The organism is Natrinema saccharevitans (genome assembly GCF_001953745.1).
Classification (GTDB): domain Archaea; phylum Halobacteriota; class Halobacteria; order Halobacteriales; family Natrialbaceae; genus Natrinema; species Natrinema saccharevitans.
The window spans coordinates 80297-102330 of record NZ_LWLN01000002.1 but is presented as its reverse complement, the minus strand read 5'-3'; the positions used below and the strand labels follow the sequence as shown (position 1 = coordinate 102330).

Sequence of the window (22034 nt, the reverse complement as noted above, 5' to 3'; positions counted from 1 at the left end):
CATAACGATTATCGCACGTTCGCGGGATACTGACGGCGACCCGTCACGATCGACGGGTTATTCACCAGAACGTTTATCAAAGGTGGTTGTCGATTTGTGGGTATGGGAGTTACAAGCACATTGGACGATAGACCCATCGACGAAATTACGGTCGACAGCATGCTCCGGGCGCGAGCGGATCGGATCCCCGACGAAACGGCGCTGATCTACGGCCCGGACGACATCCACGTCACGTACGAACAGCTCGACGCGACCGCAAACCGGATCGCGAACGGCCTCCGCGAGCTGGGCGTCGAACGGGGGTCGAACGTCTCGTTGATGGCCGCCCATCCGCTCGAGACGCTGCGCGGGATGTTCGGGATCAACAAGGCCGGCGGCGTCTACTCGCCGATCAACTTCGAGTACGAAGGCGAGACGCTGTCCTACCAACTCGACGATACCGACCCCGACGTCTTCGTTCTCGAGGACCGGTATCTCGACCGTTTCGAGGCCGTCCGCGATGACCTCGAGACCGACCCCGAACTCGTCGTGATCGAGACGGACGGCCCGCGTCCGGAGACGAGCCTCGAGGCGACGTCGTTCGACGAGTTGCGAGAACAGCCGGCGATCGATCCCGACGTCGACGTCGCCTGGCACGACACCGCGAGTATCGTCTACACCTCCGGGACGACGGGGATGCCGAAGGGGGTCGTCATCCCGCACCGGTGGATCTTCGCGAACTACATCGCGCCCAAACGCGCGGTGTTGAACGGGGACGACGTCGTCCACACCTCGCTGCCGCTGTACCACATCGGTGGCGTCTACGCCGACGTCGTCGCCGGGCTGGTCGCGGGCGGGACGGTCGCGCTCTGGGACCGGTTCTCCCCGCAGGCGTTCTGGGACCGCATCGACACCTACGAGGCGACGTCGGTGACGCTCATCTCGGTGATGATGCCGTGGCTGATGAACGCACCGCGGACCGACTCCGACCACGAGAACACGCTCAACAAGGTCCACATGCAGCCGCTGCCGGAGGAGTACGAGGAGTTGGCCGACCGCTTCGGATTCGAGATCGCGACCGTCGCCTTCGCCCAGACCGAGACCGGGTCGCCGATCGTCGGCGTCATTCGCACGGACGACGCGGGGGGAACGCCGCCGTCGTACCGCCGCGGCCTCGAGCCCGACGCAGTCGAGGAGCGAGCCCGCGAGATGAACCTCCCCGTGGTCGAGAGCGTCGACGAGGAGCGCTACATGGGTCGCGTTCGCGAAGACATCGTCGAGGTCGCCGTCCTCGACGAACACGACCGCGAGGTCGAGACGGGCGAGGTCGGCGAACTCTGTATCAGGCCGAAGCGGCCGGGACTGTTGCTCGAGCGCTATCACGCGAAACCCGGGCGGACGGCCGAAGCGATGTCGAACCTGTGGTTTCACACGGGCGACGCGGCCTACCGCGACGCGGACGGCAACTTCTACTTCGTCGATCGACTCGGCGACGTGATCCGTCGGCGCGGCGAGAACATCTCCTCGATGCAGATTCAAGACGCCGTCTCGACTCACGACGCCGTCGAAGCGGCCGCCGTGTTCCCGATTCCGGCACCCGAAGGCGGCGAGGACCGGATCGGGCTCGCGGTCGAACCCCGCGGCGACGAGTCGGTGACCGAAGCGACGATCGGTTCGCATCTCGAGGGGCGGATCCCGTCGTTCATGCATCCCGACGAGACGTTTCTCGTCGACGAAATCCCGACGACGGAGACGAACAAGATGCGAAAGGTCGAACTCAGGGAGCGACTCCTCGAATGAGCGACGACGATCCGTTCGAGGCCGTCGCCGACGCGAAAGACGCGCTCTCTGACGACGCCCGCGAAGACGCCGTCGAGTACCAACACGATCTCGGTAAGCTCACGGCTCGAGAGCGAATCGACTACCTGCTGGACGCGGCGTCGTTCGACGAGATCGGACGGCTCGCCGCGCCGATGCCGACGACGCCGGAGACGACCGGCTGGGAGCGCGAGGACGCACCGGCCGACGGCGTCGTTACCGGATTCGGTCGGATCGACGATCGACCCGTGGCCATCTTCGCGACGGACTTTACCGTCAAGGGCGGCTCGATCGGCCACGCCGGCGGCCGGAAGATCGCGCGCGTGACCGAACGCGCCTTGGAGCGTGGCATCCCGCTGATCATGCTGCACGACGGCGGCGGCCACCGAATTCAGGAGGGCCTCGACGCGGCACCGTTCGCTCGCGGCGACAACGGCTTCTCGAACCTCCAGACGGCGCTCTCGGGCTGGGTCCCCGTCGTCTCCGCGATGATGGGGCCGGCCTTCGCGGCACCGACGAACTTCGCCGCGCTCTCGGATTTCGTCCCCATCGTCGAGGGGACCGGAACGATGGGCGTTGCCGGCCCCTCGCTCGTCGAGTCCGCCCTCGGCGTCGAGGGAACCAAGGAGGAACTCGGCAGCGCGCGGTTCCAGACGACCGAGACCGGGATGGCCGACCTCGCCTGCGAGGACGACGAGGCGTGTCTCGACGCCATCCGGACGTACCTCTCGTACCTGCCGCGAAACGCGGAGTGTGAGCCCCCGACCGTCGAGCCGACACCGCCGACCGAGAGCGCTCGAGAGCGGTTGCGCGAGATCATTCCCTCGAGTCCGCGAAAGGGCTACGACATCGACGCGATCATTGAGGGCATCGTGGATCGGGACTCGACGTTCGAACTCAAACCGACGTACGGTCGCAACATCGTCACGGCGTTCGCCCGCCTCGAGGGCGAGCCGACCGGCGTCATCGCGAACAATCCGCGGTTCAAAGCGGGGACGATCGATACCGCCGCCTCGGAGAAGGCCGCCCACTTCGCGGCCGTCTGTGACGCGTTCGGACTGCCGATCGTCACCCTGACCGACGTCCCCGGTATCCTGCCCGGCCCGGACTCCGAACGGGAGGGGATCGCACGCCACTCGGCGAAACTCCCGTTCGAACTGGCTCGAGCGACGGTGCCGATCGCCAACGTCGTGTTGCGACGCGGCTACGGGTTCGGCTACGTCGCCATGGGCGGCGGCCGCTCGCTCGACTCCGAGTTGACGGTGCTGTGGCCCACGGCCGAACTCGCGGCGATGGGAATCGAAGGCGCCGTCGACATCGCCTACGGACACGAGATCGAGTCGGCCGACGACCCCGAGAGCCGTCGGCAGGAACTGATCGACAGGTTCGAAGACCGGACCGACGCCGTCCGCGCGGCCGCACGCGTCGGCGTCGACGGCGTCGTCCAACCCGAGGAGACGCGTGACCGCATTCGGCGGGCGTTCGACCGAGCCGACGACGGCCGCGACCGGGACTGGCCGCCGAAAAAGCGATCGATCAACCCGATCTAGGCGGCCCGGACGCCGGTCACGTCGCCGACCGACGGGGCTCGCGGGTGGGTCGACGAGTCGACCGAAAACGCCCCGTTCGGTATAACACACGCCCGGGAACTGTTGAACGTCGCACTGGATACCCTGCTCGAGCAGGGTCTCGAACGAGAGGGCGAACGCGGCGAGGCGTTGACCGAGACCGACGACTACGCCGACGGGTTTGGAGCCCGACTCGAGGTGAGCCGGCGTTCACCGGAAGGGGGTTTTGTTCTCGCGCGGGCGGGTCCAACCCGATCGGGACGGATCTGCGACTCGAGCCCACGGTCGTTTCTCTCGATCGGCCCGCGTCCGAGATTATTGGATGGCTTTATTGATCGGCCCGAATGGCATACGGTATGGCACGACACGGGCCGAAAACGAATCAGCTCCAATCCGTTCGAACGACGTTCAAGATCATCGAATCACTCAAACGAAACACGGCCGAGAGCGTCTCGGGGCTCGCTGACCGACTCGAGCTACCCAAGAGTACGGTCCATTCGCATCTGACGACGCTCAACCAGCTGGGCTATCTGATCAACGAGGACGGTACCTACCGTCTCAGTTACCGGCTCGTTCACCTCGGTCGGACGATCGAGCAATCACACGAACTGCGCCGGATCGTCTCGCCGACGGTCGAAACGTTAGCTGCTGAGACGGGAGAACAGGCCTACTTCGCCGTCGAGGAGAACGGTCTCGCTACGAACGTCGTCGTCGCCGAGGGCGAACGGTCGATCCGCAGGCAGTTCCTGCCCGGCGGCCAGGCACGGATGACGAACACCGCGACCGGCAAGGCGATCCTCGCACACCTGCCACCCGAACGGACCGACGAGATCGTCCAACGATGGGGGATGCCCCAAGCGGCTCCGAGGACGATTACCGACCAGGCGGAACTCGCCGCCGAACTCGAGACGATCCGGACGGACGGCATCGCGTACGCTCGCGAGGAGAGCGTCAAAGGGCTGCTCGAGATCGCGATGCCCATACTGGACGACGACGGACGACCCTACGGTGCCCTCGAGATCGCGGGACCGACCAAGCGACTCGACGACGACTACCGGCGAGAACTCGTCGAGGAGATCGAAACCGCAGTCAACGAGATCGAGGTCGATCTCTCGATCAGATGAGCCACGAGTCGCCGATCGGGGGACATCGGCCGTCGTTTTCGTGCCGTTCGACTCGATCGGACGGTCGATCGGGTGTGACAGTAATATGGCTGTAAACCCAGTCAGCGCGTCCGGAACGGAAGCCGTTCGGCGAGTCGTCACTCGGGACTCATCCAGTCGCTCGCCTGTGGCTCCGACGGATCGGTGGGGATCCGAACGAGGACCGGTTCGTCCGCCGCGGTTGCGGCCCCGATCGTCGACCGTATCTCGGCGGGGGTTTCGGCGCACTCACTGCGCATTCCCATACTCTCCGCGAGCGACGTGAACGAGATCGGCGCGCCGCTCCAGCTGTACTCGCCGTCGGAGAGGTCGTAGTCCCGTCCCGCCTGGTCGCTGATGATCGCGTAGTCCTCGTTCGTGAATACGGCGACCGTAATCGGAACGTTCTCCGCAACGGCCGTGTGGAGTTCGTGGATGCACATCATGAGGCCGCCGTCGCCGGTGAGAACGACGACGTCTTCGTCGGGATTGGCCAACTGTGCGCCGATTCCCGCCGGTAGACCGGTCCCCATCGTCGCCCACGACCCCGGGTTGACGTACGACCGTGGACCGGCCGCCGCAAAGACGTTGAGCGCCCAGACGCGAAACCCACCGGCGTCGGCGGAGACGATCGCGTCCCGTGGCACGGCTTCCCGGACGCTCTCGAGTGCGCTCACCGACGTCAGCGGCGGCGACGAGTCCCGGAGGGCGTCGAGACGGTCGCTCGTCGCCTTCCGGATCGCCGTCGCCCGCTCTATCCCGTCGCGGGCGCGAATCGTTCGGTCCGCGAGCGCGGCCCCGAGTTCCGACAGCGCCACCCCGGCATCGGCGACGATGCCGACCGCGGGATCGTAGCCGTTCCCGAAATCGTCTGCGTCGAGCGTCACGTGGACGAGGTCCTCGGGCAGGTCGACGCTCCAGGTCCGGGTCGCGACCGCGTCGAAGTCCGTTCCGACCGCGAGTGCCGCGTCGGCGGTCGCGAGCAACTCGAGCAATTCGGGAGACGCACTGCCGGAGAGCGTTCCGGCGACGTACCCGTCGGGGTCGTCGGGGAGAACGCCCTTGCCCTTGTACGTCGTCACGACGGGTGCCTCGAGTCGGTCGGCGAGCCGCCGAAGTGAGTCGCTCGCGTTCGCGGCACGGACGCCACCGCCGGCGACGATGACCGGCGCCGTCGCCTCGGCCAGCAGCGTCGCAGCCGCCTCGATGTCCGATTCGGCGACTCCCTCGACGTACGTCCGGTCGTACTCGCCGGGTGTCGCCAGCGGGACGTCCATGGTCAAGAAGTTCTTCGGGATTCCGATCCGGACCGGGCCCTTGGGCGGCGTCTCGGCGATCGCGATGGCTTCCTCGACGACGGCGGCCGTACTTTCCGGACGCTCGACGAGCAGGTTCTCCTTGACCACGGTGTCGTACGTCTCCGGCGGCGTCTCGTGGATTCCGTCACCCCCGCGAACCTCGGGGTCGGTCTCGACGGCGATGTGAACGAGCGGGGTACAATCGTTGAGCGCGTTCTTCAGCCCGTTCATCGCGTTCATGTCGCCCGGCCCGGGGACGACGGCCGTCGCCGCCGGCGCGCCACTCGTTTCCGCGTACCCCCACGCTTGATGGGACACGGCGGTTTCGTGGCGTGCGACGACGAACCGGATGTCATCGCGTGTCCCGATCGTTTCGTTCAACGGGAGCGTCTGTTTGCCCGGGATGCCGAACATCGTGTCGATCCCATTGCTCGTCAGTCGTTCTATCACTGCCCGATTAACGTCCATACACTGTCATCGTAAACCAGATACTTATGATCTCCCCTTCCGGTTATCACTTCGCCGGCTGAAGCGGTTTGGCCCGCTCGTTGCTACGTATCCGTTCCGGACGGGGGGTTCGGAGGGGGCGACTCGCCTTTCGAATCGAGCGGAACGATACCGAGAGACGGCGGGTGCCGGGACATCGTCGCGGGCGTTAGTCGGTCCCCTCCGGCGACGTACCGCGGTCGGAGTCGGCATCCTGCTCGGCCGGGGCAACGCCGCGTCGTACTGCCCCGACGTCGATTCCTCTCCGGTTAGCGTCGAATTCCGACAGACCGTATACGAGTCCGGCAAGCAGGACGACGCCGATCGGCAAGAATACCCGCGGCGGCACGTCGAAGAACCCGTACAGGAGATAGCAAACGACGACGACGGTCGCAACGGTCGTCGCGTAGTACGCTTGCGTCCGGACGTGGTCGACGAGATCGGCACCCGTAAAGGTAGACGAGAGAACGGTCGTGTCGGAGATCGGTGACGTGTGGTCCCCGAAGATCGCGCCGGAGAACACCGCTCCCACGGTGGCGGGAGCGAGCCCGAACCCGCCGGTGAGATCGAACGCGACGGAGAGTGCAACGGGCGTCAGCAGACTCATGGTCGCCCACGACGATCCCATCGTGAACGAGATGAACGTCGCGGTGATGAAGACGGCAACGGGAAACACTGTCATCGGAATCGTACCTTCGACCAGCGTCGCGACGTACGCCCCCGTCCCCAGCGCGTCGGCGACGGTACTGATCGACCACGCGAGGATCAGAACCGTCACCGCAGTCAGCATGAGTTCGAACCCTTCGAGGACCGCGTCGACGCCTTCGTCGGCCGTACACAGGTCGTATACGATACCGATGGTGAACGCTGTCGCGACCATTGCAAACGAGCCCCAGACCAGTGCAGTCGTCCAGGACCCGTTGCCGGCGACGGTCGTCGCCGTTTCGACGAACGTCGCGAACTCGCCCGCGAGCAGCGACTCGACCACCGGCTGGCCGTCGTACCCGGTACGGAGCGCGCTGCCGATCGTAACGGCGATCAGGACCACGATCGGGAGCAGGAACGTCCGAAGCATGGGTCGATCAGTGATCGGATCACTGAGATTGCCCTCGACCTCCTGTAGCGGGTCCGCATCGTCGTCGTTGACCTTGCCCGTTTGCCAGGCCCGGCGCTCCGCCGTGAGCATCTCGCCGTAATCCCGCTGTGTAACCACGATGATGCCGACCATGACGATCGCGAGAATCGCATAGGCGTTGTACGGGATCGACTCGAGGTAGACGGTGAAGACGTCCGGTGTCCGGACGCCCGCTTCGGTTTCGATATTGCCGAACGCCTCGTCGATCATCGACAGCTGAAACGCGACCCATCCCGAAATTCCGATCGTCGCGACGGGAGCGGCCGTCGAGTCGACGATGTAGGACAACTTCTCGCGCGAGATGTTGACGCGGTCCGACGTTTCGCGCATCGTGTTTCCGATGATCGCGGTGTTTGCGTAGTCGTCGAAAAACAGCGCGATACCCAACAGCCAGGCGACGACCCCGACTTTCCGTCTCGTTTCGAGGCGCTCGCTCGCAATCTCCTGAATAGCGATTGCACCGCCCAGTCGCCAGATCAGCGCAACGCCGGACCCGAGGAGGAGCGTGAAAATCAGGATTTCCGCGTGAAACCCGCCATCGGCGATGATGGCGGCGACGACCCAGTCGAACGTCTGTCCGACGCCGAGTCCGCCGGTATAGATGACGGCACCGAACCAGATGCTACCGAACAGTGAAAGGATTATACGCCTCGTAGTAATTGCTAACGTGATTGCTAAAAGCGGTGGTACGAGGGATAGTATCCCGAATTCACCCATGGAGCTTACTCCATCATGTCTATTGATAAGTCTTTCCATGGGTGATGTTCTATGACATGGTATCGAGTCCGTGTTCGCGTTCGCGTGGTCGACGGTCCCGGGAACTCCCGTCACGATACCGCTTCATTTCAGAATATCAAACCACGCGCATCGCCCTACATTACTAACATATGTATGTAATATCTCGGGGTTCGTGTGATCGTGTAGCGTCCGATAGGTGACCGCCTACCACGCTCTACCGTTCGTGTTCGCTCCCCTCGCAGTCGCCGCGTTCGTTCGAGTCTGTGTTTGATATATACGAAAACATCTCCCAGCGAGCCGTATCACGGATCGCTCACTCAAAGATGAACAATTATATGCGCCACCGGCGAACGGTCGAACGTGAGTCGATCAACAGCGAGTGGAGCCAATCTCCACTATATCAACGGCGAATGGACGAGCGGAACCGGCTCCGAGACTTTCGAGAGCGAAAGCCCTGCCACCGGCGAGACGCTGGCGACGTTCCAGCGCGGAACCGAGGCGGACGTCGATCGGGCCCTCGAGGCGGCCGACGAGGCCTTCGAGGAGTGGCGCGAACTGTCGGCGATCGACCGGGCGGAGTACCTCTGGGAGATTTACCACGAGCTGCGCGAGCGCCACGAGGAACTCGGCGAGATCGTCTCGAGGGAGTGTGGCAAGGAGATTTCGGAAGGGAAAGCGGACGTGACCGAGGCCTGGCACATGGTCGAGTGGGCGGCGGGCAACGCCCGACACCCACACGGCGACGTGGTCCCCTCCGAGATCGGGAGCAAGGACGCGTACATGCGCCGCAAGCCCCGGGGCGTCGTCGGCTGTATCACGCCCTGGAACTTCCCGGTCGCGATCCCGTTCTGGCACATGGCCATCGCGCTGGTGGAGGGCAACACGGTCGTCTGGAAGCCCGCCGAGCAGACCCCGTGGTGTGCCCAGATCATCGCCGAGATGTTCGAGGACAGCGGGATTCCCGACGGCGTCTTCAACATGGTGCAGGGCTTCGGCGACGCCGGTGCGGCGATCACCGACGACGAGCGCGTCGATACCGTCCTCTTTACCGGCTCGGCCGAAGTCGGTCACGAGATCGCCGACAAAGTCGGCGGCGAGCCCGGCAAGCTCGCGGCCTGCGAGATGGGCGGCAAGAACGGGATCGTCGTCACCGAGGAGGCCGATCTCGACATTGCCGTCCACGCGGCGGTCATGTCCAGCTTCAAGACGACCGGCCAGCGCTGTGTCTCCTCCGAGCGCCTGATCGTCCACACCGATGTCTACGACGAGTTCAAAGAACGGTTCGTCGATATCGCCGAAGACGTCGCCGTCGGCGACCCGCTCGAGGAGTCGACGTTCATGGGGCCGGCGATCGAGGCCGACCACGTCGAGAAGATCCGCCGGCACAACGAACTCGCGCGCGAGGAGGGCGCGAACGTGCTGGTCGATCGATTCGAACTCGAGGCCGAGGAGATTCCCGAGGGCCACGCGGAGGGCCACTGGGTCGGCCCGTTCGTCTACGAGATCGACTACGAGTCCGACCTGCGCTGTCTGAACGAGGAGTGTTTCGGCCCCCACGTCGCCCTCCTCGAGTACTCGGGGACGATCGAGGACGCCGTCGAGATCCACAACGACACGCCCTACGGGCTGGCGGGGGCGATCATCTCGGAGGATTACCGACAAGTCAACTACTTCCGCGATCACGCCGATATCGGGCTCGCGTACGCGAACCTGCCGTGTATCGGCGCGGAGGTCCAGCTCCCGTTCGGCGGCGTCAAGAAATCGGGCAACGGCTACCCGAGCGCTCGCGAGGCGATCGAGGCCGTCACCGAACGCACCGCCTGGACGATGAACAACTCCAAAGAGATCGAGATGGCTCAGGGACTGTCGGCCGACATCACGACCGACGACTAACTGGGCTCGCGAGTCGGATCGGCTGCGAGTCGGTGACGATTTTCCCTTTCGCGGTTCCCTCTCGAGGTCGGTCCCGGTTCCGCGCTCGGATGAATCCGTTTGATATATACAAATATCGGAAAACAGCGCTATAGACGAAGGGTTTTGTTCGGAACCGGAACGGAAATGAACGGTCGACGAGAGATCAAACCAGTCCACAAGCTCGATGAAATACTGGCCATCACGAAACGACTCACCGAGGGGACGCTCACGGAGACCACCGAGACAGTCGATCTGACGAAGGGGACGGCCCATACGTATCTCCGGACGCTTCACAACTGTGGCTACCTTACGGAGGAAGACGACGTCTACCGACTCAGCGTACAGTTCGTCACGGTCGCGGAACACGTACGAACGAAACCGGTCTGTCCATGGCGGGCCACGACGAGATCGACGAACTCGCCGAACGTACCGGTGAATACGTCCACCTCGTGTGAGTATGAGCGCACCGGCCAGCCGGCTGAAAGACGAGCGGTTTCGGTCGGCAGTCCCCGAACTCGTTATGGAGACCGCCGCTCTCATCGAGGTCACCCTCGAAACCGCACAGCGTGACGGTTGCTCCGTCTCGACGTCGAGCCGGAAGTTGCAAAGAGTATATATACTGCCGTAGAGTTACCGTGACGATAGACGGAACGATGCCTGTAACTACCAAGCGACGGTGTCCAGCGTGTGGTACTGTTATTGACACTCACGAACCGGAACCGAGGTGCGGGAACTGCTACTGGAGCAACGGCGCGAAACAACCGAGTGACTGACGCGCGTCTCCGGCAGCTCGCCCTCGGAGCTGATCGCTCGAGTACGTCCGTGACGAAGCGGGAAACTCCCGTTCGAGCCCTGCCGGCCGACCGGACGGCGATCGAAAAGCGAGACGTCACGTGGCGAACTGCCGTCCGTGCTATCCAGTGGCAGCGACGTCGCGACGCGTGGGACACGAAGGCTGACGTCCCGCCGACGAGACGAACCTATCGACGAGTCTTTCCACCAGTATGACGACATCAACCGAGGACAGAACCGATCACTCGAACCGATCGACGACTCGAACCGTTCGCCTGCTCGGCGCGCCGCTCGATCTCGGAGCGGATCGGCGCGGCGTCGACATCGGACCGCGAGCCATCCGGTATGCGGATATCGCTGGCGAACTCGAAACAGCCGGCGTTGATTGCACCGATTTCGGTGATCTGCGTGTCCCCCGACTCGAGCAGTGCGACGTCCCGGACACGGCGGACGATGCGAAGTATCTCGACGAGATCGCCGACGTCACCGACGAACTCGCCGACGAGGTCGCCGACGCGATTGCGGACGGCGACGTTCCGATCGCTCTGGGCGGCGATCACGCGACTGCGATGGGAACCGTCCGCGGCGCAGCACGAGCGGCGAATATCGGAGTCCTCTGGTTCGACGCCCACGGGGACTACAACACGCCCGACACTTCTCCCAGCGGCAACGTCCACGGGATGCCCCTGGCGGCCGTCACTGGCGACGGTGCGTTCGACGGTCTCGACTGGACGGCGACACCGACTGTCGAACCGTCGAATGCGGTCGTTGTCGGCGCTCGTCGCCTCGACGACGCCGAACGGGTCGCCCTCGAGGAAAGTGACGTCACCGTGTTCACGATGCACGACATCGACGAACGCGGTATCACCGCCGTCGTCGAGGACGCCCTCGATATCGCGACCGACGGCGTGGACGGGGTTCACGTCAGCCTCGATCTCGACTGGCTCGACCCGACGGTCGCACCGGGCGTCGGGACTCCCGTTCGCGGCGGCGTCGAATACAGGGAGGCCCACGCTGCACTCGAGTGCGTTGCCGACCGCGACCGCGGCGCGGAGCTACTTCGCTCGGTCGACATCGTCGAAGTGAATCCGATTCTCGATCGGGATAACCGCACCGCGGAAGTCGCGGCCGAACTCGCCGCCAGCCTCCTCGGCAAGCGGATCGCGTAACGCTCCGGTCACCGTTCGATTTGAGTCCCCTTGTTGCGGGAGAAACGACCGGCACAGCGTAGCGGCCCCCCGCCGAAGCGACCTCCCTGTCGGCCACCCATCGCCGCCCGCGAGGACACTATCTTATCGAAACACTGACTTATAACACACTCGTCTCAATGTGAGAGGGTATGCAGCGCGAAACAGCGGAGCCAACTGTACCGTAACTGCCGCGCTCGAGCACGGCCGTTAACGCGTGGCTGTGGGCGGAAGACGCTCCGATTGCTGCCGCCGCTTGACGTTCGCGACCGCGAACTCGACGTCGGCGTGGACCTCTTCGAGGCGGCGATCGCGAGCGTCAGTCGAGTCGCGTCGAACGACCGAGTGGCCTTACTCGTCCCCGGCTGGAACGGGTTCGGCGTGTTCGACTGTGGAACTCTCCGCGTTTGCCGTCTCCTTGTGCGTAATGTTCCATCCAGTAACACCCATCAGGACGAGTATCAGCGGCGAGAGGAAGCCGAGGAAATAGTACGGCGCGTAGTCGAACGTACTGACGCCGAGCGTTCCCGCCATGAAGACGGCGCCACTGTTCCACGGGACGAGCGCGCTCGTCACCGTCCCGGACGACTCGATGGCTCGCGACAGGTTTTCGCTCTTGAGGCCTTTCTCTTCGTAGAGATTCCGAAGCGTGATTCCCGGAACGACGATGCTGACGTATTGCTCCGCAGCGAGAACGTTCATCGACACGGCCGAGAACGCAGTCACGCCGGTCAGGCTCGCGACGCTACGACTCAGCCGACCGAGATGGTGAGCGAGGACGGCGATAATACCGGTACATTCGAGCATCCCGCCGAGTGCGAGCGCGGAAATGGCGATCGTAACGGCCCACGAGCCGCCGACCATGCCGCCACTCGCCAGGAGGTCGTTGACGACCTCGAGTCCGGTTTCGGGGTTCGTGCCGCTCTGGGCCGCCGTCCAGATCTGCTCGAAGCCCGTTCCTTGCAGTCCGATCGCGGTCGCTGCGCCGGCGAAGATTCCCGTCCCGAGGGCCGGGATCGCGGAAATACCGTATATCGCGAGCGCGAACGTCACCACGATCGGGAAGAACGCGAGCGGGGAGATCGTGTACGTCCCGGCGAGTGCCGTCTGTATCTCGGCGACCCGATCGGCCGGAATGGATCCGGAGGCGCGGAGACCGAGGAACGCGAATAACGCGACACTGATCACGAACGCGAGCGTCGTTCCGTTCCGCATCGCGTTGATGTGGTCGTAGAGATCGGTGTTGGTAACGGCTGCCGCGAGGTTCGTCGTGTCCGACAGCGGTGACTGCTTGTCGCCCGTGTACGCCCCAGTGAGTATCGCTCCGGCCGTCATCGGTGCGGGGAGACCGAGCCCGGAGCCGATTCCGATAAAAGCGACGCCGAGCGTCCCCGCTGCCGTCCACGAGGATCCGATGGCGAACGTGATGACGGCGGTGATCACCGCCGTCATCGGGAGGAACACTGCAGGCGTCAGTAGACTGAGCCCGTAGTACATCATCGCGGGTATCGTGCCCGCCTGAATCCACGTGGAAATAAGCGCGTACACGATAAAGAGAATGAACACCACCTGAATCCCCATCAGGAGACTCTGGGTGATCCCCTCGTACAACGTGTCCCACGAGATATCGAGCCAGTAGTAACTGAACAACCCGGTAAACGTGATGCCCCAGAACAGGGGGAACTGTGGGTCCAGCCCGTAGATGCCGATGCCGATGGCGAGAAACGACAGCATCCCCGCGACCGGTACCAACGCCTCACCCAACGAGGGACGGGTATCCGGATCGAGATCGTCGTAGAGTTGAATATCGTAGTCCATTGTTTTCAGTCACGACAGGTCACGCGCGATTCTGACGCGTTCGCAGTCCGGACAACCGTTCCTCGAGATCCAGTCGACGATATGTCCGCTCCGTAAGGGTAGGGTTGACAATGCATTCCGGTTCAACGATTACAATGATCGTTTATGTATCTTATGCTCTCGGAGAACGTCGTGTGTCTATATCTATGAGGTTACCGACCACAATGTGACAGTACCCAGTTTGATTATAACGAACCCGAGAGTGTGACGGCCGACGTAGCGGTCAGAGGGTGACCTCCTGGATTGATCGCTCCGTTCGTTCCGTACGGGAGCACACCTGATGCCCGCTCGAGCGACCGAAGCGTTCGTCATTTCCGGTTCGAGTCACGACTTCAGCGGTTCTCGAGACGGTACAGCGAAGATTGCCTTCCATTGACCCATCGAGAGCGGTTGACGGCCGTTTACCGCTCTTGCCAGTTCACCTCGAGACGGGAGAAATCAGCGCGGTTACACGCTGCTATTCCGCCGAGAAATCGGCCAGGATATTCGAGCCACTCGTTTGAGGTACACGAACCCGGGCCGGGACTATTCGTTTAAATTCGCGTTCTGTCCCGCTTTCCGGACGGATTGCAGTGACACTCTCGTTGCGACTCGTTCGTGTTCTGGCGCGGACACTGAACTGGCAATATCGCGGGCAACGGGTTCGTTCGAAACGGTTGCGGTCGGCAAGGGCAGCCACGTGACACGAGTGTAGAGCGAACAGACATCAATCCCACGGCGACCGAACGAATACGGGACGGGCAGCGGTCGGCCGTCGTCCGAGTATCCGTTTGACGGCGATCCGAGTACGGCTCTGTTTGAAAATTTCAAAACATTGTACCCGGCACTCGTCGATGTTTCCTCGTAGTTCCGTTCACGGGGCGAGACGATGACGGCGGACGAGCGATCTTTCCATACGTCCATATGTTTGTAATTCTCGGTCGTATTTCGGATGGCGATGATCGGCGACTGACACGGATTCGTCCCGCAATAGTTTGGTTATATCAAATAATTGGTGCCAGTCCTATCGCACCGAGACACCGTCATCGGACGAAATGTTTATATCGTGGTAGCGGATGTGGCCAATGTATGCAGAGAGAAAAAGCTGAGCCATCAGTCCAAAACTTACCAGGACCGAAGGCCAAAGAGTGGGTCGAGTTTCACCGCGAGGCGGCAGCGACGAGTACGTACGTCTACGATTTCGTCTGGGACATCACCGAAGATGCTGCAGGGCCGTTCTGTACCGATCCCGACGGGAACGTTCTGCTCGACTTTACGAGTCACGTCGCCGCTGCGCCGCTTGGCTACAACAATCCGAAGCTGATGGACAAGCTGCGGGCGTTCGACCTCGTCGATCCGTTGAAGATCGCGGGACAGGACTTCTACGTCAGTACCGGTGGAACGCCGGCAGACACGGATCTTCCCGGCCCCGCCCATCTCATGGACACGCTGACGGACATCACCGAGCAGTACGGGATGGATACGGTCTTCCTGTCGAACTCCGGGGCTGAAGCGGTCGAGAACGCGATGAAGGTCTGTTACGACAACTGCGAGCAGCCCAAATACGGACTCACGTTCGAAGGGGCGTTCCACGGGCGCACGCTCGGGACGCTCTCACTGAACCGGTCGAAGTCCGTGCATCGTCGTGGGTTCCCCGAACTCAGCGGCATCCACGACGTGCCCCACAGTCTGGCCGGCGTCGAACGCCTCCGCGAGAAACTGGACCCCGACCACGGCCACATCCCGCCGGAACAGGTCGCCTTCCTCATTCTCGAGCCGGTCCAGGGCGAGGGCGGCTACCAGGTTCCGGAGCCGGAGTTCATGCGTGCGGTCAACGATCTCTGTGCCGAACACGACATCCCGCTCATCGCCGACGAGATCCAGTCCGGGGTCGGCCGCACCGGTGAGATGTGGGCCTCGGACCACTACGACTTCGACCCGGACGTCATCACGAGCGCCAAAGCGCTGCGCGTCGGCGCGACGATCGCGTCCGAGGAGGTCTTCCCCGACGAGAAGAGTCGCCTCTCCTCGACGTGGGGTGCCGGCGATATCCTCTCGTCGATTCAGGGGACGCTCACGGTTGCAGCCATACAGGAACACGACCTCCTTACCCACGCGAAGCAGGCCGGCGAGCGGTTCGCGGGACAACTCGAGGAACTGCAGGCCGATCACCCCGAGACGGTCGTCGACGTTCGCGGACTCGGCCTGATGACCGCGATCGAGTTCGATACGAAAGACCGTCGAGAGGCCGTCGTCGATGCCGCCCTCCAACAGGGGCTACTGACGCTCGGATGCGGGCAAAAGACGCTTCGACTGCTCCCGCCCCTCGACGTTCGCGAGCGCGAACTCGACATCGCCGTCGAACTACTCGACGACGCGATCGACCACGTGGAATCGTAACCGATTGCCCAGGTGAGAGTCACGCAGCTCCGTCGACACGGCTCAGGCACGTACCTACGCGTTCACGGCAGTCGTTGCACGACGATCACGACCAGCGAAACACCGACCCACTGACAATGACACAGAAGCAGACCACCAAGGCGGAATCGGACGGCGAATCGACGACCGAATCACCCCTCGAAACGGCGCGCCGACAGCTCCGCACCGCTGCGAGCCGGACCGATGTCGACGACGGGGTCATCGAACGCCTCAAACACCCGACCAGAGTCGTCGAGGTCTCCATTCCGCTCGAGCGAGACGACGGATCCGTCGACGTCTTTACCGGCTATCGCGCACAGCACGATGACGTTCGCGGCCCCTACAAGGGCGGACTCCGCTATCACCCCGAGGTGAGCGCCGACGAGTGTGTCGGGCTCGCGATGTGGATGACGTGGAAATGTGCCGTGATGGATATTCCGTTCGGCGGCGGGAAAGGCGGTATCGTCGTCGATCCGAAGGAACTCAGCGACGACGAGAAGGAGCGCCTGACCCGACGATTCGCGGAAGAGATCCGTGACGAGGTCGGTCCCAGCAGGGACATCCCCGCGCCCGATATGGGGACCGACGCACAGACGATGGCCTGGTTCATGGACGCGTACAGCATGCAGGAAGGGGAAACGATCCCCGGCGTCGTCACCGGCAAACCGCCCGTCATCGGCGGGAGTTACGGTCGCGAGGAAGCGCCAGGACGGAGCGTCGCCATCGTCGCGCGGGAAGCAGTCGAGTACTACGACGAGCGACTCGAGGACGTGTCGATCGCGGTGCAAGGGTACGGGAGCGTCGGTGCGAACGCCGCCCGCCTGCTCGACGAGTGGGGTGCGGACGTCGTGGCCGTCAGCGACGTCAACGGGGGGCTGTACGATCCGGACGGCCTAAATACACAGGACGTTCCGTCCCACAAGGAGGAACCGGAAGGCGTGATGCGTTACGACAGCTCGAGTACGGTTTCCAACGAGGAACTCCTCGAACTGGACGTGGACGTTCTCATCCCGGCCGCAATCGGGAACGTCATCACGGCCGACAACGCGGATCGAATCCAAGCCGACATCGTCGTCGAGGGCGCGAACGGTCCGACGACCTCGACCGCGGACACGATCCTTCACGAGCGTGGCAAACACGTCATTCCCGACATCCTCGCGAACGCGGGCGGCGTCACCGTCTCCTACTTCGAGTGGCTCCAGGACATCAACCGCCGTCAGTGGTCCAAAGAGCGGGTCAACGACGAACTCGAGTCGGCGATGCTCGACGCGTGGTCCGACGTGAAAGCGGAAGTCGACGACCGGGACGTGAGTTGGCGGGATGCGGCGTACATCGTGGCGCTCAACCGCATCGGCGAGGCGAAGGAAGCCCGGGGACTCTGGCCATAGGGCGGTCGATAGACTCCGGCGGACATCGGCTCGTAACGTGATCGCCGATGGCGATTCGTGAGCAGTCCCGTCTTCGACTCGGGTATCGGACTCAGCGTGGCTGTTTGACACCGGCCGTCTCGAGGTTCACTTCGATGATGTTTGCGGCCTCCATCACTAATTCGGGAATCTCGGATTCGAAGTAGTCCCCGGAGAGACGGCTGGTCGGCGCTGTGACGCTTATTGCCCCACAGACGGTGGCGTCCGGTCTCGTGATTGCAGTTCCGACGGAGCGCATTCCTCGCACTTCCTCTTCGTCGTTAACCGCGTACCCCTGGGTCTGGATGTGATCGAGTTCCTCGAACAGCGTGTCGATATCGGTGATCGTCTTTTCGGTTCGCTGGACGAATCCCTGTCGGTCGACTAGCTCCCGGACCCGGTCTCGATTGAAACACGCGAGCATCGCCTTTCCGGCTGCCGTGTGGTACAGGTACTGCGGTGACTCCCGCATTCGGAGGTGGTAATCCATCGCGATCGCCCTGTCGCCGCTACTTTCGTACAGCGTCACTTCTTGCCCCTGACACTCGACCGTGAGATGAACCCACTCACCGGTCTTCTCGGCGAGTTTTTCTACCTCGTCTTGTCCCGCGCGGTAGATATCCGTCTGGTTTCGGACGCTCTCGCCCATCGTTACCAGTCGTACCCCGAGTCGATACTCGTTCCCCGATTTCGTGATGAACCCCTCGCTTTCCAGAGTCTCGAGATACGTGTGGACCGTCCCCTTCGAGATTTCGACCTCGTCGCAGAGGTCCGTAAACGTCGGCGTCTCGAGATACTGAATCGCTTCCAAGATGGCACTCGCTGTCTGAATGGATTTGATGCGACGAGGTGAATCGCTCGAGTCGTCGGTGTCCATGGTATTTCTCATTTTCACCGCGGCATATAGGTTTGTATATACCAAACACACATCGGGAGGGGTGTCTCGCCACGACACGAATTCATGGGCCGTCGATCGGATCGCCCACGGGATATGTTTACTTGAGAACGACATGGTCCGCTATTTGGTATCCCCGTAACAACTGAACGATGGGCACACCGATCGCATAGCCGTCGTTCGAGCGGGTGTGCAATGACTCCAGTGGCTACTATAGAATCAGCACGCCCCGTTTTCGCGCCTAACTGAACACGCTCGACCCCAGTCCCGCATTTTCGGGAGAACAGTTATCACCTACAGCCGAGCAAGGCGAGTGTCACGGGGCTTGCCCCCCGAGGCGATTTGCGGAAAGTCCGAGGCGAAAGCCTCGCCCTTCAGGGCGGGGAGAACGTCGAGTCTAGAGCTTTCGGTTCCACTCCTCGGTGGCGAACGTCTCGCTGGCACGTGTCCGCGCCTCACCGATAACCTCGTTTGGCACTGACCCGGGCTCGGCATCGAAGCGCTCGGCGAACGTGTCCTTCAGCGCAGCAATGATCTCTTCCCGGCTCGCGTCGACGTAGTCACGCATGACAGCAACGCGCTTTTCGGCGGACTCGATCGCCTTGTCGGAGACTTTCTCCTCGCCGATACGGAGCACTCGAAGCATCTCGCTCGTATCGAGTGCGTAGCTCATCGTCGTGTGGTGGACGACCGCGTCGTCTTTGCGAAGTTGTGCCGAGCCGCCGATCTTGCCGTCAGGATGAGTGATATCGTTCAACGGCTCGTGAGAGACCTCGAGCCCGATACTCCCGAGGGCGTCGATCGCCCACTGGTCGAGTTCAGCGTAACTGGCCTCGATATCGGCCGAGACCGCCTCGCGTGGCAGGTACAACGAGTAGGTGATGACCGCCCCTGGTTCGACGTACATCGCGCCGCCGCCAGTGAGCCGCCGGACGACGTCGATATCCCGTTGGTCGGCGTAGTCGACCGCGACTTCGTCTTCGTACGCCTGAAACCGTCCGAGCGCGACCGCGGGCGACTCGCGATACCAGAACCGCAACGTCGGCTCGAGATCGCCCTCGTCGAGCCGCTCGACCAGAACGCCCTCGAGGGCCTGTTGCACCGGCTCGCTGTACGTTCCGTCGTCGATGATTCGGTAGGTCATCGGATCGCCTCTAGCGTTGCATCTGCCAGATGCTCCGCGTCGAAACCGATGCACGTCGCATCGACGTCCTGGATCGCCTCGACGAGCGTCGTTCGAGACACGTCTGTTGGGTGTCCCTCGAGTGCGGCCTCGAGCGCCGCGTGACTCTCCGGTGGCTCGAGAAAGAAGTCACCGGTCACACGGGCGTCCGTCACGCGTTCGTCGTAGGTGACCGCGACCTCGAGGAGCTTTCCAGTCGGAACTTTCAGTGTCGCGCTGTCGTGCATAGTCGGAAACCGGTTGGGTATCGTGCCGCCGAGTCGGGGGCTTAGAACGCGTCGTCTTCGACGGTGATGTCGGCGTGTAGGCCCTCGCGAAGCGCCGCGTGTACGTGGCATTCTTCTTCGCCGAGGGCCGCCAACTCGTCGGGATCGTCGACATCGGCCTCGACTTTCAGCGTGAACTCGATGGCCTCGAGGTCGTCCTCGTCGTCGAGCGTGGCCGATGCGTTTATCTCCATCCGACCGAGGCCGTCGTAGCCGGCTTTTTGTGCACCGACTCGGACGGCGGGGAGGAAACACGACGCGTAGTCGGCGACGAGTACCGAGACCGGGTTCGGGCCCGTCTCTTCCATCGGATCGATAGCGAGCGCGAAATCACCGATGACGCTCTCGGTGTCGAAACCGTCTTCACTGGTCGTCGTTAGAGCGATGTCGTCCATGTCTGTATTGTGTGGTATCCACCATACAGGAAAGTACCTTGCGGATCGGGCGTACTCACGTCGGTGTGACAACAGATCGGCAACAACCCGACGCCAATTGCCCCGACGACAGCAGATGGTCAGTTGGTGTGGATCGCTTCGTCGCGAGCGTCGGCGGCGGCTTCCATGATCGCCTCCGACAGCGTCGGATGCGTGTGGACCGTCTCCGCGAGCATCGAGAGGTCGGCATCGGCCTCGAGTGCGAGAGCGACCTCACCGATCAGTTCGGAGGCGTTCGGGGCGACGATCTGCGCGCCGAGGACGCGTTCTGTCGCCGCGTCGGCGACCACGCGAACGAATCCATCGGTCGCCTCGACGGTCAGCGCACGACCGTTTGCCTGTAGTGGCATCCGACCGACGACCGGGTCGTATCCTGATTCGGCGGCGCTTTCGCGGGTCAACCCGACCGTCGCGACTTCCGGATCGGTAAACACCGCTGCGGGCGTCGCCTCGCGGTCGAGGGCGGCCGGCTGACCGGCGATTGCGGCCGCGGCGACTTCGCCCTCGTGACTGGCCTTGTGTGCGAGCATCGGCTCGCCGGCGACGTCACCGACGGCGAAGACGTGGTCGCGGCTCGTTCGACCCTGTGCGTCCGTCGGCACGAACCCGTTCTCGTCGCGGTCGATTCCGACCGCCTCGAGGTTCACCGTGTCGGTCGCCGGTTCGCGCCCGGCGACGGCTAACACGGCGTCGGCGGTGAGTTCCGCCGTCGTGCCGTCTTCGTCTTCGGTCGTGACGCGGACGCCGCCCTCGGTCGACTCCCAGTCGGCGGCGCGCTCGCCGAATCGGAACTCGACGCCGTACTCGACGGCCCGTTCGCGGACGACGCGCGAGATCTCGTCGTCGTACATCGGCAGGACATCGTCGAACATCTCGACAACCGTGACGTCCGTACCCAGCTTCGCGAAGGCCGTCGACAGCTCCATACCGATGTAGCCCGCGCCGACGACGAGCAGCCGGTCGGGGGCGTCCGAGAGTTCGAGTGCATCGCTCGAATCGAGGATCCGCTCACCGTCGGGTTCGAACCCTGGAATCTCGATGGGACGGCTGCCGGTGGCGACGATCGCGTACTCGAACGAGAGGGTGGCCTCTCCGTCGTCGGTCGAGATGCGGGCGCGGTGGTCGTCGACGAACGCCGCGTGGCCGTCCACGAGCGTGACGCCGGCTGCGCGACACAGGCTCTCGACGCCGCCGGTCAACTGATCGACCACGCCGTCTTTCCAGTCGGTCAGCCGATCGACGTCGACGCTGATCTCGGCGGAGATTCCCAGATGTTCCGCGCTCGTCGCTTCGTGGGCCACGTCTGCCCCGTGGATGAGCGCCTTCGACGGGATACAGCCGTCGTTGAGGCACGTGCCCCCGTAGGCGTCCTTCTCGACGAGCGTGACCTCGAGCCCGAGCTGGGCGGCGCGGATGGCCGCGACGTATCCACCGGGACCGGCCCCGATGACGAGTACCTCGGTCGACGCGGGAACGCCGTCGACGGTGTTCGCGGACGCTTCTACCGGTCCGGGTGATCCGGCCTCATCATCGATACGG

16 protein-coding genes are annotated in these 22034 nt (G+C 63.3%); 8 read left to right on the top strand and 8 right to left on the bottom strand.

Translation table 11 applies throughout. From position 1 onward, the window contains the following. Window positions 1-102 precede the first annotated feature (102 nt). From A6E15_RS18000 to A6E15_RS17990, 3 genes are all read left to right on the top strand, one after another. Window positions 103-1779, top strand: a complete 1677-nt coding sequence (locus A6E15_RS18000; protein WP_076148548.1) for a class I adenylate-forming enzyme family protein — start codon at window positions 103-105, stop codon at window positions 1777-1779. After that, window positions 1776-3347 carry an acyl-CoA carboxylase subunit beta gene (locus A6E15_RS17995; RefSeq protein WP_076148547.1) on the top strand — a complete coding sequence of 524 codons (1572 nt, stop codon included), beginning with the start codon at window positions 1776-1778 and terminating at the stop codon, window positions 3345-3347. The genes A6E15_RS18000 and A6E15_RS17995 overlap by 4 nt, the downstream gene beginning before the upstream one ends. Window positions 3348-3721: 374 nt before the next feature. Continuing rightward, the gene (locus A6E15_RS17990) at window positions 3722-4489 is read left to right on the top strand and encodes an IclR family transcriptional regulator (RefSeq protein ID WP_076148546.1); all 768 of its coding nucleotides are present in this window, start codon (window positions 3722-3724) and stop codon (window positions 4487-4489) included. Window positions 4490-4626: 137 nt separating this feature from the next. Here the strand turns inward: A6E15_RS17990 and A6E15_RS17985 are convergent, their stop codons facing one another. Further along, window positions 4627-6273: a thiamine pyrophosphate-binding protein gene (locus A6E15_RS17985; RefSeq protein WP_076148545.1), complete on the bottom strand. Its 1647-nt coding sequence runs from the start codon at window positions 6271-6273 to the stop codon at window positions 4627-4629. A gap of 187 nt (window positions 6274-6460) precedes the next feature. Then, window positions 6461-8143 carry a Na+/H+ antiporter NhaC family protein gene (locus A6E15_RS17980; protein ID WP_076148544.1) on the bottom strand — a complete coding sequence of 561 codons (1683 nt, stop codon included), beginning with the start codon at window positions 8141-8143 and terminating at the stop codon, window positions 6461-6463. Between the two features lie 381 nt (window positions 8144-8524). Here A6E15_RS17980 and A6E15_RS17975 point away from each other — a divergent pair, with 381 nt between their 5' ends. The 3 genes from A6E15_RS17975 (at window position 8525) to rocF (ending at window position 12039) form a co-directional block, all read left to right on the top strand. Next, window positions 8525-10057: an aldehyde dehydrogenase family protein gene (locus tag A6E15_RS17975; protein ID WP_076148543.1), complete on the top strand. Its 1533-nt coding sequence runs from the start codon at window positions 8525-8527 to the stop codon at window positions 10055-10057. Window positions 10058-10222: 165 nt separating this feature from the next. Next, the gene (locus A6E15_RS17970; RefSeq protein WP_245800677.1) at window positions 10223-10648 is read left to right on the top strand and encodes a helix-turn-helix domain-containing protein; all 426 of its coding nucleotides are present in this window, start codon (window positions 10223-10225) and stop codon (window positions 10646-10648) included. Window positions 10649-11082: 434 nt separating this feature from the next. Further along, entirely contained in the window at window positions 11083-12039 is a 957-nt protein-coding gene (gene rocF, locus A6E15_RS17965; protein WP_076148542.1) for an arginase, read from the top strand. Between the two features lie 369 nt (window positions 12040-12408). On the opposite strand, the gene arcD is transcribed toward rocF, so the two are convergent. Next, entirely contained in the window at window positions 12409-13875 is a 1467-nt protein-coding gene (arcD, locus tag A6E15_RS17960) for an arginine/ornithine antiporter ArcD (RefSeq protein WP_076148541.1), read from the bottom strand. Between the two features lie 1107 nt (window positions 13876-14982). Between arcD and A6E15_RS17955 the strand changes: the two genes are divergently transcribed. Both A6E15_RS17955 and gdhB read left to right on the top strand, forming a co-directional pair. Next, complete coding sequence (locus A6E15_RS17955; protein ID WP_076148540.1) at window positions 14983-16293, top strand: class-III pyridoxal-phosphate-dependent aminotransferase; 1311 nt, start codon at window positions 14983-14985, stop codon at window positions 16291-16293. Window positions 16294-16409: 116 nt separating this feature from the next. After that, the gene (gdhB, locus tag A6E15_RS17950) at window positions 16410-17699 is read left to right on the top strand and encodes a glutamate dehydrogenase GdhB (protein ID WP_076148539.1); all 1290 of its coding nucleotides are present in this window, start codon (window positions 16410-16412) and stop codon (window positions 17697-17699) included. A gap of 91 nt (window positions 17700-17790) precedes the next feature. Here the strand turns inward: gdhB and A6E15_RS17945 are convergent, their stop codons facing one another. The 5 genes from A6E15_RS17945 to lpdA all read right to left on the bottom strand — a co-directional run bounded on the left by A6E15_RS17945 (window position 17791) and on the right by lpdA (window position 22030). Then, window positions 17791-18594: an IclR family transcriptional regulator gene (locus tag A6E15_RS17945; RefSeq protein ID WP_076148538.1), complete on the bottom strand. Its 804-nt coding sequence runs from the start codon at window positions 18592-18594 to the stop codon at window positions 17791-17793. A gap of 415 nt (window positions 18595-19009) precedes the next feature. Continuing rightward, window positions 19010-19756 carry a lipoate--protein ligase family protein gene (locus A6E15_RS17940; RefSeq protein ID WP_076148537.1) on the bottom strand — a complete coding sequence of 249 codons (747 nt, stop codon included), beginning with the start codon at window positions 19754-19756 and terminating at the stop codon, window positions 19010-19012. Continuing rightward, the gene (locus tag A6E15_RS17935) at window positions 19753-20022 is read right to left on the bottom strand and encodes a hypothetical protein (protein WP_076148536.1); all 270 of its coding nucleotides are present in this window, start codon (window positions 20020-20022) and stop codon (window positions 19753-19755) included. Before A6E15_RS17935 ends, A6E15_RS17940 begins: the two co-directional genes overlap by 4 nt. A gap of 41 nt (window positions 20023-20063) precedes the next feature. Beyond that, complete coding sequence (locus A6E15_RS17930) at window positions 20064-20456, bottom strand: OsmC family protein (protein WP_066301619.1); 393 nt, start codon at window positions 20454-20456, stop codon at window positions 20064-20066. Between the two features lie 119 nt (window positions 20457-20575). Beyond that, the gene (gene lpdA / locus A6E15_RS17925) at window positions 20576-22030 is read right to left on the bottom strand and encodes a dihydrolipoyl dehydrogenase (RefSeq protein WP_394329278.1); all 1455 of its coding nucleotides are present in this window, start codon (window positions 22028-22030) and stop codon (window positions 20576-20578) included. Between the last annotated feature and the right edge of the window lie 4 nt (window positions 22031-22034).

Coding starts and splice junctions, on each gene's coding strand:
- gdhB (WP_076148539.1), top strand. CDS start 16,410: ATGACACAGAAGCAGACCACCAAGGCGGAATCGGACGGCGAATCGACG.
- A6E15_RS17935 (WP_076148536.1), bottom strand. CDS start 20,022: ATGCACGACAGCGCGACACTGAAAGTTCCGACTGGAAAGCTCCTCGAG.
- A6E15_RS17955 (WP_076148540.1), top strand. CDS start 14,983: ATGCAGAGAGAAAAAGCTGAGCCATCAGTCCAAAACTTACCAGGACCG.
- A6E15_RS18000 (WP_076148548.1), top strand. CDS start 103: ATGGGAGTTACAAGCACATTGGACGATAGACCCATCGACGAAATTACG.
- A6E15_RS17990 (WP_076148546.1), top strand. CDS start 3,722: ATGGCACGACACGGGCCGAAAACGAATCAGCTCCAATCCGTTCGAACG.
- A6E15_RS17945 (WP_076148538.1), bottom strand. CDS start 18,594: ATGGACACCGACGACTCGAGCGATTCACCTCGTCGCATCAAATCCATT.
- A6E15_RS17985 (WP_076148545.1), bottom strand. CDS start 6,273: ATGGACGTTAATCGGGCAGTGATAGAACGACTGACGAGCAATGGGATC.
- A6E15_RS17995 (WP_076148547.1), top strand. CDS start 1,776: ATGAGCGACGACGATCCGTTCGAGGCCGTCGCCGACGCGAAAGACGCG.
- A6E15_RS17940 (WP_076148537.1), bottom strand. CDS start 19,756: ATGACCTACCGAATCATCGACGACGGAACGTACAGCGAGCCGGTGCAA.
- A6E15_RS17930 (WP_066301619.1), bottom strand. CDS start 20,456: ATGGACGACATCGCTCTAACGACGACCAGTGAAGACGGTTTCGACACC.
- A6E15_RS17980 (WP_076148544.1), bottom strand. CDS start 8,143: ATGGGTGAATTCGGGATACTATCCCTCGTACCACCGCTTTTAGCAATC.
- arcD (WP_076148541.1), bottom strand. CDS start 13,875: ATGGACTACGATATTCAACTCTACGACGATCTCGATCCGGATACCCGT.
- A6E15_RS17970 (WP_245800677.1), top strand. CDS start 10,223: ATGAACGGTCGACGAGAGATCAAACCAGTCCACAAGCTCGATGAAATA.
- rocF (WP_076148542.1), top strand. CDS start 11,083: ATGACGACATCAACCGAGGACAGAACCGATCACTCGAACCGATCGACG.